Here is a 14,908-nt window from a genome sequence, read left to right as displayed (position 1 = left end):
GACCCTGCGCGACGCGCGCGGCGCGGGTGAGCCGGTCAACCCCCGAGCACGGGTGGGGCTGCCCCCCGATCGGGTGCCTGCTCACAGCGTCGTCACAGGGATCGTCTGCGACCGTGTGCTCCTGCCTGCACGACGCCCGGAGGCACACGATGACGATCTTGCTGCACACCGGTGTCCGCACCGCGACGGTGAGCACCGAGTGGACCGCGTGGGACACCCCCTTCCGGCTGGTGGTCACCGATCCGTGGGCGATGCATCGCGCCCGCAAGCTCGTGGAGGAGCAGATCGGGCTGCTGGTCGCGACCGTCGCCCCGTGCCGCGACGCGACGTCGCGCGACGCCCTGCTCGCCGAGCTGCTCGGCGCCGGCACGCGGTCGGGCGCCGTGCGCCCGTTCCCCTACGGGATCGCGGCCGCCGCCGCGGGGGCCGACGTGCACCGGAGCGCACCCCGGCCATGGCAGCAGGCGTTCGCGTCGGCCGCGCGCGGGCGCGACGGCTGGCGCGTCGAGCCGGGCCCCTCGGTGCGGTCGCTGATCGCCCGCCGCTGCGCGGAACTGGTGGCCGAGGCGACCTCCTGCGGAGCGCTGGTGGCCTTCGGTGACGACGTCGCGACGTCCGGGCTGGCCCCGGTCGGCGGGTGGCGGGTGGAGCTGCGCGACGCCCCGGACGCCCCGACCACGACCGTCGCCGTCGACGGCGGCGCGATCTCGTCGGTGAGCAGCGTGCGCGCGGACCGCGGCGGACGGCTGCAGCCGCTCGTCGTGAGCGGATCCGGGCGCGTCGTGCGGCCGGTGTGGCGGTCGGTCGCGGTCGCCGCCGCCGACGCGCCCGCCGCGAGCGCCGCGTGCTCGGGCGCACTGCTGCGGGGCGCGGGCGCGCCGGCCTGGCTCGCCGGGCTCGGCCTGCCGGCACTGCTGGTGGACACCGCGGGCGCCGCGCACCCCGTCGGACGCTGGCCCGCGGGGCACGACTCCGACGGAACGGACGGCACTTTCGTCGGCTAGGTACCGACGGGAGTGCCGTTCGTTGCGCTCGGGGTGCCTCAGGCGCCGCTCGCCTGCGGCACGGCGACCCGGTCGGGTCCGCCGCGCAGCAGCGCCGCGAGCCCGGCCAGCGGGAGCACCACGAGCAGGCCGAAGGCCGCAGGTACTCCGATGACCCCGGAGAGCCCGCCGACGAGCGCGGCTCCCACGCTCGCCCCGGTGAGGAAGACCAGCGTGGCGATGCCCAGCGCGATCCCGCGCTCCGCGGCCGGCACCGCGGCGCCGACCGCGGAGATCATCGCCGGCTGCCCCACCCCGAACGCCGCGCTGACCAGCACAACGGCCGTGGCCAGCAGCACCGGTGCCTGCAGCAGCGCACCCGCCGCGGCCGCGGCCAGCGCGATGATCGCCGTCGGGCAGGCGAGCGCCAGGGAGCGGCGTGGGCCCAGCCGCGCGAGCAGGGTGCGGGCCATGGCGGGGGAGGCGAACCCGACGAGGGCCGCGGGCACGAGCAGCGTGCCGGTGGCGAGCGGCGTCCACCCCCAGGACGCGGCCGCGAGCGGCACCCCGAGCAGCAGGGCGAACCAGCTCGCGGGCACCGCCGCCGCGGCGAAGGCGCTGCGCAGCACCGTGGTGTTCGTGATGATGTCGCGGGGCAGGAAGCCGTGCGGGCGCGACCGCACCCGCAGGGCCAGCAGCGGGGCGCCCGCGACGAGCAGCGCGGCCCCGACGGCCGCGGTCGTGAGGCCCGCCGACGGGGACTGGATCAGCAGCACCAGGCCGGAGGCCGCCACCGCGACGAGCGCGGCACCGGAGTAGTCCAGGCGCTCGCCGGTGCCGCGAGCCGGCGCCACCCGCCACAGCGGTGGGATCGCGAGGGCGCCGAGGACGGGCAGCGCCACGGCCCAGCGCCAGCCGCCGAGCGCCTCGAGCCCCCCGCCGATCAGAGGGCCGAGCGAGCTGAGCGTGGCGCTGACACCGGCCACGCGGCCGAGCGCGGCACCCCGGTCGGCCCCGCTCCAGCGGGCGCTGATCAGCGCCGTGGCCAGCACCGGGATCGCGGCGGCGCCGATGCCCTGCAGAACCCGGGCCACCATCAGCACCGGGAACGACGGCGCGAGCGCCGAGAGCACCGACCCCACCGCCATCCCGGCGATGCCGATCGTCAGCGGCAGCCGGATGCCGACCATGTCGGCGAGCCGGCCGTGCACCGGCGTGGCGACGGCCAGCGCCACCGTGTAGCCGCTCACCATCCACGCCGCCGTGGCCGCGGTGAGGTGGAGCTCGCTCGCGAGCTCCGGCAGCGCGACCGTGACGGCCGACGTGGAGGTGCCGGCGAGACCGAACAGGAGACCGAGCAGGGCGGCCGACCGCCCGGGAGACAGCACGTCGCTGTGGAACCCCCGGCCGGCGAGCGGCATTCCCTGGTCGGGGCGAACAGCGGTGTTCATCCCGAAGATCCCGAAGATCCGGGCCCGGGCCGCCGCCCGTCAGGGCGCCAGGACGACCTTGCCCGTCGTCTCCCTGCCCACCAGTGCCCGGTGGGCCGCCGCGGCGTCGGCGAGCGGGAACGGCGGGTGCACCACCGGCACCAGCCGGCCGGCGGCGGCCTCGGCGAGGGCGCGGGTCTCGAGGCCGCGCAGACCCCCGTAGCGCTTCATCATCCGCGGCCCGGTGACCCATACCACCGACAGGGAGCCCGCGGCGATGTCGGCGCTGGTGAACGGGGTGACGGTGCCGGAGGTCCAGCCGAACATCACGATCCGCCCGCCGACGTCCAGCATGTCCAGCCCGGCCCGGCCGACCTCGCCGCCGACGCCGTCGAGCAGGACGGTGGGCTTGCGTCCCTCCAGCGCCGCGAGCACGCGCTCGGGCCAGCCCGGCTCCCGGTAGTCGACGGCGACGTCGGCGCCGAGCGCGCGGACCCGCTCCACCTTCTCCGGCCCGCCCGCCAGCCCGACCGCGACGGCCCCGGCGCCGCGCGCGGCCTGGATGAACAGGCTGCCCAGCCCGCCCGCGGCGGCCGGCACGAGCACGACGTCGCCCGCCTCGATCTCGGCGGCGTCGAGGATCCCCACCGCGGTGCGCCCGGTCCCGATGGTGGCGACCGCCTGCTCGGGGGTGAGCGTGTCCGGGATCTCGTGCAGGGAGGTCGCCGCGGCGACCGCGAGGGCGGCGTAGCCGCCGCTGGCCATGCCCAGGTGGGCCACCACCGGCCTGCCGACCCACGAGGGGTCCACGCCGGGCCCGGTCGTCGCCACCGTGCCGGCGACCTCGCGGCCGGGTGTCGTCGGGAGCTGCGGCAGCGGGAAGGGGCCGCCGCTCTCGCCGGACCGGATGACGGTGTCCAGCAGGTGCACCCCCGCCGCGGCCACCTCGACGAGCACCTGTCCCTCACCGGGCACCGGGTCGGGGGCCTCCTCGTGGCGCAGGACCTCCGCGGGCCCGAACTCGTGCTGCCGGATCGCCTTCATGCCGTCTCCTCGCTCGCGTCGATCATGTCGAGGGAACGCTAAGAGTTGAAGTCAACTAGAGGTCAAGGATTCGGGTCGCGCTCGCGCGACGGTTCCGGCGTAACGTTGATTACGTGCCTTCTGATCTTCCCCGCACCCTGGGCGCGCTCCGCGCGTCCGGCCACGAGCTCCGTGGCGTCAAGGACGAGATCCGCACCAACCTCCTCACCGCGCTCCGGGAGGGGCGCGACCCGTGGCCCGGCATCGTCGGGTTCGAGAACACCGTGCTCCCGCAGCTGGAGCGCGCGCTGATCGCCGGGCACGACGTCGTGCTGCTGGGCGAGCGCGGCCAGGGCAAGACCCGCCTGCTGCGCTCCATCGCCGGCCTGCTCGACGAGTGGACCCCCGTGATCGAGGGCTCCGAGATCGGCGAGCACCCCTACGACCCCATCACCCCCGCCTCGAAGCGGCGCGCCGCCGAGCTGGGCGACGAGCTGCCGGTGGCGTGGCGCCACCGCGACGAGCGCTACACCGAGAAGCTCGCCACCCCCGACACCGCCGTCGCCGACCTGATCGGCGACGTCGACCCCGTCAAGGTCGCCGAGGGCCGCTCGCTCGGCGACCCGGAGACGATCCACTACGGCCTCGTGCCGCGCGCCCACCGCGGGATCGTCACGATCAACGAGCTGCCCGACCTGGCCGAGCGCATCCAGGTGGCCCTGCTCAACGTCATGGAGGAGCGCGACATCCAGGTCCGCGGCTACACGCTGCGGCTGCCGCTGGACGTGCTGCTCGTCGCCTCGGCCAACCCCGAGGACTACACCAACCGCGGCCGGATCATCACCCCGCTCAAGGACCGGTTCGGCGCCGAGGTCCGCACCCACTACCCCCTCGAGCTGGCCGACGAGATCGCGCTCGTCCAGCAGGAGGCCGAGCTCGTCGCCGACGTGCCGCGGCACCTCGTCGAGGTGGTCGCCCGGTTCACGCGCTCGCTGCGCGAGTCCAGCGCGATCGACCAGGGCTCCGGCGTCTCGGCGCGCTTCGCCGTCGCCGCGGCCGAGACCGTCGCAGCGGCCGCGCTGCGGCGGGCCGCGATCACCGGCGAGGAGCGCCCCGTGGCACGTCCGGTGGACCTGGAGGCCGTGCCCGCCGTGCTGCGGGGCAAGCTCGAGTTCGCCACCGGCGAGGAGGGGCGCGAGGCCGAGCACCTGCAGCACCTGCTGCGCCGGGCCACCGCCGACACCGCCCGGTTCCGGCTGCGCGGCATCGACCTGAACCCGCTGGCCGAGGCGGTGGCGCAGGCCCCCGTCCGCACCGGGGAGCGCGTGCCCGCCGCCGAGGTCGTGGCCGGTCTGCCGGTCGTCGACGCGCTCACCGAGGTCGCCAAGCGCCTGGACGCCGGCGGCACCGAGGACCCCGGCCCGATGGCGAGCGCCGCGGAGCTCGCGCTGGAACTGCTGTACCTGACCCGGAGGCTGACGAAGTCGGAGACCGACGACGACAAGGTGGTCTACGAGTGAGAGGGACCGGTCATGGCGCGACGTAACCGCCGCTTCGCCTACGGGCCCTACGTCGACGGGCCCGATCCGCTCGCCCCGCCCGTCGACCTGCGCGAGGCGCTGGACTCGATCGGCCGTGACGTCATGGAGGGCTCCTCGCCGCGCTCGGCGCTGCAGGAGCTGCTGCGCCGCGGCACCGAACAGCGCCGCGGCCTGGACGAGCTCACCCGCGAGGTCTGGCAGCGGCGCAGCAGGCTGCAGCGCGAGAACCGGCTCGACGGCACGCTGCAGGAGGTCCGCGAGCTGCTGCAGCGGGCCCTGGACGCCGAGCGGGACTCGCTGGGCCGCCAGGACACCGACGACGCCCGGTTCCGCGAGATGCAGCTGGACGCGCTCCCGTCCGACACGGGAGGCGCGGTCCGGGAGCTGTCCGAGTACGACTGGCGGTCCGCCGACGCCCGCGAGGCCTACGAGGAGATCCGCGACCTGCTCGGCCGGGAGATGCTCGACCAGCGCTTCCAGGGCATGAAGCAGGCGATGGAGAACGCCACCCCGCAGGACGTCGAGCGGATCCGGGAGATGCTCGACGACCTCAACGACCTGCTCGGGAACCACGCGCAGGGCCGCGACACCGAGCAGCAGTTCGCCGAGTTCATGGCCAGGCACGGCGAGTTCTTCCCGGAGAACCCGACGAGCACCGAGGAGCTGGTGGACCTGCTCGCGCAGCGGGCCGCGGCGGCGCAGCGGATGCTGAACTCGATGTCCGAGCAGCAGCGCAACGAGCTGATGCAGCTGTCGCAGCAGGCGTTCGGCGACCCGCGGCTGGCCCAGGCGCTCGCCCAGCTGGACGCGAACCTGCAGGGGCTGCGTCCCGGCGAGGACTGGGAGGGCAGCGGCCGGTTCCGCGGCGAGAACCCGATGGGCATGGGTGAGGCCACCCGCGCGATGGAGCAGCTCGGGCAGCTCGACGCACTGGCCGAGCAGCTGTCCCAGAGCTACCCGGGCGCGCGGATGGAGGACATCGACCTCGACGCGCTCGGCGAGCACCTGGGCGATCAGGCCCGCGTCGACGCCCGCGCGCTGGCCGAGCTGGAACGCGAGCTGGCGCGCCAGGGCCTGTTCGAGCGGGCCCCGGACGGCTCGCTGCAGCTCTCGCCGAAGGCGCTGCGGCGGCTGGGGGAGTCGGCGCTGCGCGACGTCGTCGACCAGGTCCGCGCCCGTCGCGGTGAGCGGGAGACGCACCGCTCCGGCGCGGCGGGCGAGGCCACCGGGGCCACCCGGCCATGGGCGTTCGGCGACACCGAGGCCTGGAGCGTGCCGCGCACCCTGCTCAACGCGCAGCTGCGCCGGGCGGGCGGGGACGAGCGGGCGCTCGACGTCACCGACGTGGAGATCGTGGAGACCGAGCAGCGCTCCCGCGCGGCGGTGGCGCTGCTGGTCGACACCTCGTGGTCGATGGTGCAGGACGGGCGCTGGGTGCCGATGAAGCGCACCGCGCTCGCGCTGCACCAGCTGATCTCCACGCGGTTCCGCGGCGACGACCTGAAGCTGATCACGTTCGGGCGGCACGCGCGGTCGGTGGAGCTGGGGGAGCTGGTCGGCCTGGAGGGGGTGTGGGAGCAGGGCACCAACCTGCACCACGCACTGCTGCTCGCCGGGCAGCACCTGCGCCACAACCCCGACGCCCAGCCGGTCGTCCTGGTGGTCACCGACGGCGAGCCGACGGCGCACCTGGAGCCGGGCGGGGAGGCGGTGTTCGACTGGCCGCCCAGCCCGGAGACGCTGCGGGCCACGATCGGCGAGCTGGACCGCGTCACCGCCCTGCGCCCGTCGGTCACGTTCTTCATGCTCGGCGACGACCCGCGCCTCGCGGTGTTCGTCGATGACGTGGCGCGCCGCTGCGGCGGCAGGGTGGTGGCCCCGACGCTGGACGGCCTGGGCGCGGAGGTGGTGAGCGACTACCTGCGCACCCGCCGCCGCTGAGTTCGGTCTGCTCAGCCGTCGAGTTCGTCCCTGAGCCGGCGGACCGTCTCGAGCAGCGTGGGCACGCTCTCGTGGACGGTCCGCCAGACGCGGGTGTCATCGACCTGGGCATAGCCGTGAACGAGAACGTTGCGGAAGCCGACGACTGCTCCGACGTCCGGGATCCGCGCGGCAAGCCCATGGTCGACCCGGCTGAGCTGGTTCAGCGCTTCGCCTGCGATCTCCAGCTGGCGCTCGACCGCCGACCGCACGAGGAGGTCATCCCGGTAGCCCGCGAGCGTCAGTCCGTCGACGAACCGCTGCACGGCCTCGCCCGCCTGGATCACGTCCGAGAGGTACGCGCGTGGATCACGCCGCATAGAGCAGCTCACGCGTCGCCATGACCTGGGCTTTGAAGTAGGGGTTCCGGACCGCACCTGCATCGACGACGTCGACCGACCGCTGCAGCAGGCGTTCGAGGCCGTTCTTGAGGGCGAAGTAGTTCTCCAAGGTGAGGTGCCGGGGGTCGGTCTCCACCAGGACGTCGACGTCGCTGCGTTCGGCGTCGAAGTCGTCGCTCACCGCGGAGCCGAAGACGTCGAGTCGCAAGACCCCGAGCTCGCGGCACAACGCCACGATCTCGTCCCGCTTCGCCTCGACCACCGGATGCACCGACTTCACACCTCCCGGAGGCATTGTGCCGCATCGGCCCGGTCTGGGTGCCGCTGTTCTCGCCCACGATCGTTTCGAGCAGCACCCGTAGTGTTGTTCCCACATCCCTGACGTACGCCTCGGAACGATCAGGACGTGGTGATCGTGGCGAGCAGTACCTCAGTGCTGTCCGGACGAGCGTGGCGTGCTGCTCGGATCGATCAGAGACCCGCTGCCTGTCGTGACGGGCGGCAGATCGACCCGGGACCCGGCCCGGTAGACCGCCCGCACCCGCAGCTGCGGGTCGAGCACGACGAGGTCCGCCCGGCGGCCGGGGGCGATGGCGCCGATGTCGGGGAGGCCGAGGGTGCGGGCCGGGGTCGTGGACGTCAGCGCCACGGCGCGGCGCAGCGCCTCGGCCCGCGGAACGGCAGCGTGCCGCACGACCTTCGCGAACAACGTGTCGGCGGTGGCCGTGCTGCCCGCGATGGCGCCCGCGCGGCCGTCGGAACCCGGCGCCAGCCGGGCGACCCCGTCGGTGACGGCCACGCGCATCGCGCCCAGGTGGTACTGCCCGTCCGGCATGCCGGCGGCGGCCATCGCGTCGGTCACGGCGGCCACCCGCCCGGTGCCCGCGCTGCGCACCACGTGCTCCCAGAGCGCGGGGTGCACGTGCAGGCCGTCGGTCACCAGCTCGACGGTGACGCGGTCGTCCTCGAGCAGCGCCACGGCCGGCCCGGGCTCGCGGTGGTGCACCGGGGCCATGGCGTTGAACAGGTGGGTGCCCACGCGGGCGCCGGCCTCGATGGCCTCGCGGGTGAGGGCGTAGCTCGCGTCGGTGTGCCCGAGGGCGGCGACCGCGCCGGCGTCGACGATCCGGCGCACCGCGTCCAGGCCCCCCACCCGCTCGGGAGCGAGCGTGACCATCCGCACGGCGCCGTTCCCGGCCCGCAGGAGCCGGTCGAGCTCGGCGGGATCGGGGTCGCGCAGCTGGTGGGGGTCGTGGGCGCCGCAACGCCCGGCGGCGAGCCACGGGCCCTCCAGGTGGACGCCCGCCAGCTCGCCGTCGACCACCAGCTCGGCGAGCGCGTCGACCGTCTTCAGCAGGTCGTCCGGGCCGGCGGTCACCAGGCTCGCGACCATCGTCGTGCTGCCGTGGGCGCGGTGGAACCGGACCGCCCGCAGCGCGGCGTCCGCGTCACCGTCGGGGAACGCGGCGCCCGCGCCGCCGTGCACGTGCATGTCGACGAACCCGGGGACGAGGACGGCGTCGCCGAGGTCGACGTCCGCGGGCCGGGACGGCGCGCCCGCTCCGACGGCGGCGATCCGGTCCCCGGCCAGCTCCACCCAGCCGGGGCCGACGGGGATCGCGTCGGCGACCAGCGTGGCGGCGGACAGGACACTCACAGGGTCTCCGTGATCTTGGAGAGCCCCCTCGGCGCGTCCGGGTCGCCACCGCGGCCGACGGCGACGTCGAGCGCGAGCAGCTGGAACGGCAGGATCTCCAGCAGCGGCGAGAGCTCCTCCGGCGCCCCTTCCGGCAGCGTGAACCCGACGGCCGCGCCCGCCACCGCACCCCGGTGCCCCACGCAGCACACGTCCGCGTTCCGCTCGGCGAGCCGCGGCAGCACGTCGCCCATCGCGGCGCCGCCGACGCCGTCGGCCACCACGGCGAACACCGGCACCTGCGGGTCGACCAGTGCGAGCGGGCCGTGCAGCAGGTCGGCGCCGGAGAACGCCTGCGCCGAGACGTAGGAGGTCTCCATGAGCTTCAGCGCGGCCTCCCGCGCGGTGGGGTAGGAGTAGCCGCGCGCGGTCGTGAGCATCCGCTGCGCGAACCGGTAGCGCTGCGCGAGCTCGGTGACCTCGCCGCGGCGGGCGAGCAGGGCGTCACCCAGGTCGGGAAGCGGCGCGGCCGCCGCGCGCCCGTCCACCTCGCGCACCCGCTCCAGCAGCAGGTACAGCGCGAGCAGCTGCGCGGTGTAGGACTTGGTGGCCGCCACCGAGCGCTCCGGCCCGGCCAGCACGTCGACGTGCGCGTGCGCGGCGCGCGCCAGCGCCGAGGCGCGGTCGTTGGTGACCGCGACGGTGAGCGCACCCTGCGCGCGGGCCACCTCGAGGGAGCGGACGAGGTCCGGCGAACCGCCGGACTGGCTGATCCCGATCATGAGGACGTCCTGCAGGTCGGGCCGGGCCCCGTAGGCCGTCATCGTCGAGGGCGAGACGAGCCCCGCCGGCAGGCCGTGCCGGATCTCGACGAGGTACTTCGCGTAGAGGGCGGCGTGGTCGCTGGTGCCGCGCGCGACGAACAGCACGGCGCGCGGGCGCCTGCCGCGGATGAGCGCGGCGGCGTCGTCGATCCCGGCGGCGCCGCCCTCGGCGAGCAACCGGCGCCAGACCACTGGCTGCTCGGCGATCTCGGCCGCCATCAGGCGGCCCGGTCGGTCGGTGGCGACGGCGGTCATCAGATGATCTCCAACTCGGGACGGGGGAGGCTGCGGGCGAGGCGCACGGCGCCGGTGGCGGGGGCGGCGGCGAGGACCCGCACCTCGGTCCCGACCAGGCGCTCGCGCACCGCGTCCTGCAGGAGCGGTTCGTGCACGGCGAAGCCGCCGCCGAGCACGACGGGGCCGGGACGGCCGAGGCGGTCGAGCACCCGCGCGGCGAGCGCGGCCAGCGCGTCGGCGGCGGTGTCGAGGATCGCGCGCGCGGCGGTGTCGCCCTGCGCGGCCAGCGCCGTGACGACGCGGGCCTGCTCGGCCCAGAAGCGCCGGTCCTGGCGGGTGTAGAAGAAGTCGATCAGCTGGTGCGGCCCGGCGAGGCCGACGCCGTCCAGCAGCGCGGCGCCGAGCGCGTCGACGGGCCGCCCGGCGTCCATCCGGTCGAGGCAGTGGCGCACCGCGTCCAGCGCCACGCGGTAGCCGCTGCCCTCGTCGCCGAGCAGGTGCCCCCAGCCGCCCGCGCGAGCCGTGGCGCCGTCGGCGCGGGCCCCCCACGCGACCGACCCCGTGCCGGCGATCAGCGCCGCACCTTCGTCCAGGCCGGCGGCCGCGAGCACGAGCCGGGCGTCGTGCACGACGCTCACCACGGCTCCCGGGACGCGGTCGCGCAGCAGGCGGATCATGGTGGCCACGGACTCGGCCCCGTCGGCGCCGGCCGCGCCCGCGCACACGGCGTCGACCTCGGGGGCGACCCCGGGGGCGACCCCGGACCCGGGGCCGGGCACGCCGAGCGCGGCGAGCACGGCGTCGAGCTGCCGGCCCGCCTCGGCCGGCCCGACGGCGGCGAGGTTGGCGCTGCCCGCCACCGCCTCGGCGACCGTCCTGCCGTCCGCGGCGCGGATCCCGTGGGTCTTGGAGCCACCGATGTCGAGGCCGATGACGCTCCGCACGCGTGCCCTCGCAGAAGTAGACGTTTGGTCTAGATGACTTGGCTCAGGTTGTCAGACGACGCACTCGCGGGCAAGGGGGGATGCTCGGTGGTGTGCAGGACGACGCGCAGCGCTGCCGGCAGTGCGGGACCCCGCGCGACCCGCGGGCTCCGAGCGCGCTCGCCTGGGCGCGGGAGCGCGATCCCGACGGGCGCGGGCACTGGCTGTGTCCGGCGTGCGCCCGCCGCCACGTCCGCGACATCGAGGCGAAGCTGCCTCACGAGTGGTGGACCTGACGTCCGGCCCGCTGCGCGACCACCGCCGTCGGTCTGCCCGCGATGCTGGTGGCCACCACCCGGTCCAGCCCGGGGAGCCGCGCCAGCGCCAGCGCGACGCGCCGCAGGCGGACCTGCAGCCGCGAGGCGGGCAGGAACCAGCGCGCCGTCCGGCGGCCCGCCCGCTGCTTCTCCTCGGCCACCGGGCGGAAGGCCCGCTCGTAGCGGTCCAGTCCCTCCTCGATCGACGGCGCGCGGTCCAGCTCCTCGGCGAGCACGAAGGCGCCGCCGACGCCCAGCGAGGCGCCCTGCCCCGCCAGCGGGGAGACCGCGTAGCAGGCGTCGCCGACCAGCGCGACCCGGCCCGCGCTCCAGCGCGGCACCACGATCTGGGCGATCTGGTCGTAGTAGATCTCCGGCGACGCGGGGCAGGCCCGCAGCGCCCGTGGCGTGATCCAGCCCAGCGAGCCGTACGCCGCCTGGACGGCGGCGCGCACGTCCGAGGGCAGCGCGGGGTCGGGCGTGCGGTGCACGGCGAACGTCGCGATGCGCCCGTCGCGCAGGCGGTAGAAGCCCATCTGGCGCCCCGCCGTGTCGGTGATCGCGTACCGGTCCCGGGCCTCGGCCTCGACCACCTGGTCGCGGAACAGGTACGCGGCGACGTGGAAGCCCAGGTAGCGCAGGAACCGCCGCTCTTCGCCGAACACGAGCCGCCGCACCGCGGAGTGGATCCCGTCGGCCCCGACGAGCAGGTCGGCCTCGAGCGTGCTCCCGTCGGTGAGGGCGACCCGGACCCCGTCCGGCCCGTTCTCGATCCCGGTGGTGGACGTGGCGAACCGCAGGTCCACGCCGGCGGGGAGCTGCGCGCGCAACACCGCCTCGAGATCCGGACGCATCAGGCTCAGCAGCCTGTGGTGCACGGTCGCGCCGAACTGGTCGAAGCCCAGGCTGGCCCGCACCCGACCGCCGCCGTCCACGTACTGGGCCTCGGCGATGCGGTACCCGACCTCGTGGAGCGCGGGCAGCAGCCCCATCGCCTCTGCGGCGTCGTACCCCGCGCCGAAGAAATCGATCATGTAGCCCTGGGTGCGGGGTCCGGGCGCCTTCTCCAGCAGCACGACGTCCCAGCCGTACGTGCGCATGCGGTGGGCGAGCGCGAGCCCGGAGATCCCGGCTCCGCAGATCACGACCTTCATCAGCGACCTCCGTGCTGAGCGACGATCCGGCGCAGGACGGGTGTCACGGCGCCGGTGGGCTGCGGCTCCAGGGCGCGGTGCAGCAGCACGCCGTCGAGCGCGGCGGCCAGCACGGCGGCAGTGGCCTCCGGTTCGCCGACGCCGTGCTCCGCCAACCACGCGGCGATCCGGCCCCGGAAGTCCTCCAGGAGCCCGGCCAGCTCGCCGCGCAGCGCGGGGTCGCGGGTGGCGGCCAGGTGGGTCTCGACTGCCAGCAGGGACGCCGGGTCGGCGCCGGTGTAGCGGTCCACCTCGGCGACGAGGAGCTCGACGAGCTCGTCCGGCGTGCGCGCCCGTTCCAGGAGGTCCGCGGTGGCGCCGAGGGCCTCGCGCAGCGCCCCGATCGCCGCCTCGGCCAGCAGCGCCTGCAGGGACGGGAAGTGGTAGTGCACGAGCCCGGGTGCCACGCCCGCCCGCTCGGCGACGGTGCGCGTGCTCACCGCCGCCCACCCGCGCTCGGGCACGAGCTCGCGAGCCGCGCGCGTGAGCCGCCGCCGGACCTCGCGGCCCCGTTCGGAAGCGGTCGCGCTCACCGGACACCTCCTGGGCGTTCGCCTTGGGCAACTGCCCAAATCGTAGCACCGTGACCCCGGGCACTCCGGGGCGCCGCGTAGGTTGTCGGGTATGCAGACCTGGGCATCCGTCGACGTCCCGCGGCTGGAGGGCGGCGGTCCGCCGCTGCGCCTGCACGACACCGCCACCCACCGGATCCGCCCGACGGCTCCCGGGCCGGTGGCCACGATGTACGTCTGCGGCATCACCCCCTACGACGCCACCCACCTCGGCCACGCGGCCACCTACCTCGCGTTCGACCTGGTGAACCGCCTGTGGCGCGACCTCGGCCACGACGTGCACTACGTGCAGAACGTCACCGACATCGACGACCCGCTGCTCGAGCGCGCGGCCCGCGACCAGGACGACTGGGTCGTACTGGGAATGCGCGAGACCGCCCTGTTCCGCGAGGACATGGAGGCGCTGCGGGTGCTGGCGCCGCGGCAGTTCGTCGGCGCCGTCGAGGCGATGGGGGAGATCGCCGAGCTGGTGGGCAAGCTCCTCGCCGAGGGCGCCGCCTACCGCGTGGACGACCCGGCGCACCCCGACGTCTACTTCGACTCGACCGCGAGCGGCCACTTCGGGTACGAGTCGAACTACGACGAGGCCACGATGACCGCCCTGTCCCGGGAGCGCGGCGGCGACCCGGACCGCCCCGGCAAGCGCCACCCCAACGACGCGCTGCTGTGGCGCACCGCCCGCGAGGGCGAGCCGTCGTGGGAGTCCGACCTGGGTCCGGGGCGCCCCGGCTGGCACGTCGAGTGCACCGCGATCGCGCTCAACCGGCTCGGCACCCAGATCGACCTCAACGGCGGCGGCTCGGACCTGGTCTTCCCGCACCACGAGTTCGGGGCCGCGCACGCGGAGGCCCACACCGGCGTGCACCCGTTCGCCCGCCACTACGTGCACACCGGGATGATCGGGCTCGACGGCGAGAAGATGTCGAAGTCGCGCGGCAACCTGGTGTTCGTCTCCAAGCTGCGCGCCGACGGCGTGGACATGGCCGCCGTGCGGCTCGCGCTGCTGGCGGGGCACTACCGCACCGACCGCGCCTGGACCGCCGACCTGCTGGCCACCGCGCAGGAGCGGCTGACCCGGTGGCGCGCCGCCGTGGCGCTCGACGCCGCGCCCCCCGCCGACGACCTGGTCGAACGGCTGCGCACCCACCTCGCCGACGACCTGGACACGCCGGGCGCGCTGGCCGCCGTGGACGCGTGGGCCGCGGAGGCGCTGGAGCGCCGGGGCCGCGACTCCGCTGCTCCCGCCCGGGCGCGCGACGCGGTCGACGCCCTGCTCGGGATCGACCTGGCGCGCTCCTGATCCGCGTCGTCGCCTCGCCCGTGGTGGTGATCGCGACGCGATCTCCGTCAGTCGGGCGGCTCCATCGTGCCGGCGTCGCGCTGCACGTCCTCGTCCGCGGGTTCGTTGCCCGGCCGGTCGTCGCCGTCGCCACCGACCGGCACGTCGAGGTCCAGGTCCGGCGTCCCCGGCGGTCGCGGGGCCTCGGGCTCGGGCTGCTGCGGCTCGGTCATGCGGTGGGCCTACCCGTTCTGGTTGGGTGGGGCACATGGCGCACAACGTGCTGGGCGGTGAGCTGGCGACCTGCGGCACCGACCCGATGACCGGCTTCTACCGCACGGGCTGCTGCGACACCGGCGCCGACGACGCCGGCGTGCACACCGTCTGCGCCCAGGTCACGGCGGAGTTCCTGGCGTTCAGCGCCGAGCGCGGCAACGACCTGTCCACGCCCCGGCCCGAGCACGGGTTCGCCGGGCTGGTGCCGGGCGACCGGTGGTGCCTGTGCGCCGACCGCTGGGCCGAGGCGCTCGCCGCCGGCGTGGCGCCGCCGGTGGTGCTGGAGGCGACGCACGCCCGCACCCTGGACTGGGTGGACCTGGCCGACCTGCGCCGGCACTCCGCATGACCGG

16 protein-coding genes are annotated in these 14,908 nt (G+C 75.5%); 6 read left to right on the top strand and 10 right to left on the bottom strand.

What is annotated here, in order from left to right:
* The first annotated feature begins 149 nt into the window (after positions 1-149).
* The gene (locus FB558_RS34230) at positions 150-1,004 is read left to right on the top strand and encodes an FAD:protein FMN transferase (protein WP_170231685.1); all 855 of its coding nucleotides are present in this window, start codon (positions 150-152) and stop codon (positions 1,002-1,004) included.
* 38 nt (positions 1,005-1,042) lie between these two features.
* Here the strand turns inward: FB558_RS34230 and FB558_RS34225 are convergent, their stop codons facing one another.
* A complete protein-coding gene (locus FB558_RS34225; RefSeq protein ID WP_142060889.1) occupies positions 1,043-2,434 on the bottom strand; it encodes an MFS transporter in 1,392 nt (463 codons plus the stop codon).
* A 39-nt stretch (positions 2,435-2,473) separates the two neighbouring features.
* Positions 2,474-3,457, bottom strand: a complete 984-nt coding sequence (locus tag FB558_RS34220) for a zinc-binding dehydrogenase (protein WP_142060887.1) — start codon at positions 3,455-3,457, stop codon at positions 2,474-2,476.
* A gap of 113 nt (positions 3,458-3,570) precedes the next feature.
* On the opposite strand from FB558_RS34220, the gene FB558_RS34215 reads away from it, so the two are divergent.
* The gene (locus tag FB558_RS34215) at positions 3,571-4,956 is read left to right on the top strand and encodes an ATP-binding protein (RefSeq protein ID WP_211367042.1); all 1,386 of its coding nucleotides are present in this window, start codon (positions 3,571-3,573) and stop codon (positions 4,954-4,956) included.
* A gap of 12 nt (positions 4,957-4,968) precedes the next feature.
* Positions 4,969-6,918, top strand: a complete 1,950-nt coding sequence (locus FB558_RS34210; RefSeq protein WP_142060883.1) for a vWA domain-containing protein — start codon at positions 4,969-4,971, stop codon at positions 6,916-6,918.
* 11 nt (positions 6,919-6,929) lie between these two features.
* On the opposite strand, the gene FB558_RS34205 is transcribed toward FB558_RS34210, so the two are convergent.
* The 5 genes from FB558_RS34205 to FB558_RS34185 all read right to left on the bottom strand — a co-directional run bounded on the left by FB558_RS34205 (position 6,930) and on the right by FB558_RS34185 (position 10,939).
* Positions 6,930-7,244 carry a HepT-like ribonuclease domain-containing protein gene (locus FB558_RS34205; RefSeq protein ID WP_246106964.1) on the bottom strand — a complete coding sequence of 105 codons (315 nt, stop codon included), beginning with the start codon at positions 7,242-7,244 and terminating at the stop codon, positions 6,930-6,932.
* Positions 7,245-7,266: 22 nt separating this feature from the next.
* Entirely contained in the window at positions 7,267-7,569 is a 303-nt protein-coding gene (locus FB558_RS34200; RefSeq protein WP_142060879.1) for a nucleotidyltransferase family protein, read from the bottom strand.
* A 159-nt stretch (positions 7,570-7,728) separates the two neighbouring features.
* Entirely contained in the window at positions 7,729-8,955 is a 1,227-nt protein-coding gene (locus tag FB558_RS34195) for an N-acetylglucosamine-6-phosphate deacetylase (protein ID WP_142060877.1), read from the bottom strand.
* Positions 8,952-10,013, bottom strand: a complete 1,062-nt coding sequence (locus FB558_RS34190) for an SIS domain-containing protein (RefSeq protein WP_142060875.1) — start codon at positions 10,011-10,013, stop codon at positions 8,952-8,954. The genes FB558_RS34195 and FB558_RS34190 overlap by 4 nt, the downstream gene beginning before the upstream one ends.
* Entirely contained in the window at positions 10,013-10,939 is a 927-nt protein-coding gene (locus FB558_RS34185; protein ID WP_142060873.1) for an N-acetylglucosamine kinase, read from the bottom strand. The genes FB558_RS34190 and FB558_RS34185 overlap by 1 nt, the downstream gene beginning before the upstream one ends.
* A gap of 92 nt (positions 10,940-11,031) precedes the next feature.
* Here FB558_RS34185 and FB558_RS34180 point away from each other — a divergent pair, with 92 nt between their 5' ends.
* A complete protein-coding gene (locus FB558_RS34180) occupies positions 11,032-11,214 on the top strand; it encodes a hypothetical protein (RefSeq protein ID WP_142060871.1) in 183 nt (60 codons plus the stop codon).
* Here the strand turns inward: FB558_RS34180 and FB558_RS34175 are convergent.
* Both FB558_RS34175 and FB558_RS34170 read right to left on the bottom strand, forming a co-directional pair.
* Positions 11,196-12,389 carry an FAD-dependent monooxygenase gene (locus FB558_RS34175; protein WP_142060869.1) on the bottom strand — a complete coding sequence of 398 codons (1,194 nt, stop codon included), beginning with the start codon at positions 12,387-12,389 and terminating at the stop codon, positions 11,196-11,198. The two genes, FB558_RS34180 and FB558_RS34175, sit on opposite strands and share 19 nt — an antisense overlap.
* Positions 12,389-12,961 carry a TetR/AcrR family transcriptional regulator gene (locus tag FB558_RS34170; RefSeq protein WP_142060867.1) on the bottom strand — a complete coding sequence of 191 codons (573 nt, stop codon included), beginning with the start codon at positions 12,959-12,961 and terminating at the stop codon, positions 12,389-12,391. The genes FB558_RS34175 and FB558_RS34170 overlap by 1 nt, the downstream gene beginning before the upstream one ends.
* A gap of 91 nt (positions 12,962-13,052) precedes the next feature.
* Here FB558_RS34170 and mshC point away from each other — a divergent pair, with 91 nt between their 5' ends.
* Complete coding sequence (gene mshC, locus FB558_RS34165; protein ID WP_142060865.1) at positions 13,053-14,300, top strand: cysteine--1-D-myo-inosityl 2-amino-2-deoxy-alpha-D-glucopyranoside ligase; 1,248 nt, start codon at positions 13,053-13,055, stop codon at positions 14,298-14,300.
* Positions 14,301-14,347: 47 nt separating this feature from the next.
* On the opposite strand, the gene FB558_RS43580 is transcribed toward mshC, so the two are convergent.
* The gene (locus tag FB558_RS43580) at positions 14,348-14,512 is read right to left on the bottom strand and encodes a hypothetical protein (protein WP_170231684.1); all 165 of its coding nucleotides are present in this window, start codon (positions 14,510-14,512) and stop codon (positions 14,348-14,350) included.
* A gap of 35 nt (positions 14,513-14,547) precedes the next feature.
* On the opposite strand from FB558_RS43580, the gene FB558_RS34160 reads away from it, so the two are divergent.
* Positions 14,548-14,904 (top strand): DUF2237 family protein, encoded by a 357-nt coding sequence (locus FB558_RS34160; protein WP_142060863.1) that lies wholly within the window; start codon positions 14,548-14,550, stop codon positions 14,902-14,904.
* Positions 14,905-14,908 lie beyond the last annotated feature (4 nt).

It is taken from the genome of Pseudonocardia kunmingensis (genome assembly GCF_006716445.1).
GTDB lineage: Bacteria > Actinomycetota > Actinomycetes > Mycobacteriales > Pseudonocardiaceae > Pseudonocardia > Pseudonocardia kunmingensis.
Note: the sequence above shows the minus strand (reverse complement) of the source record. Positions and strands in the feature narration are given on the sequence as shown.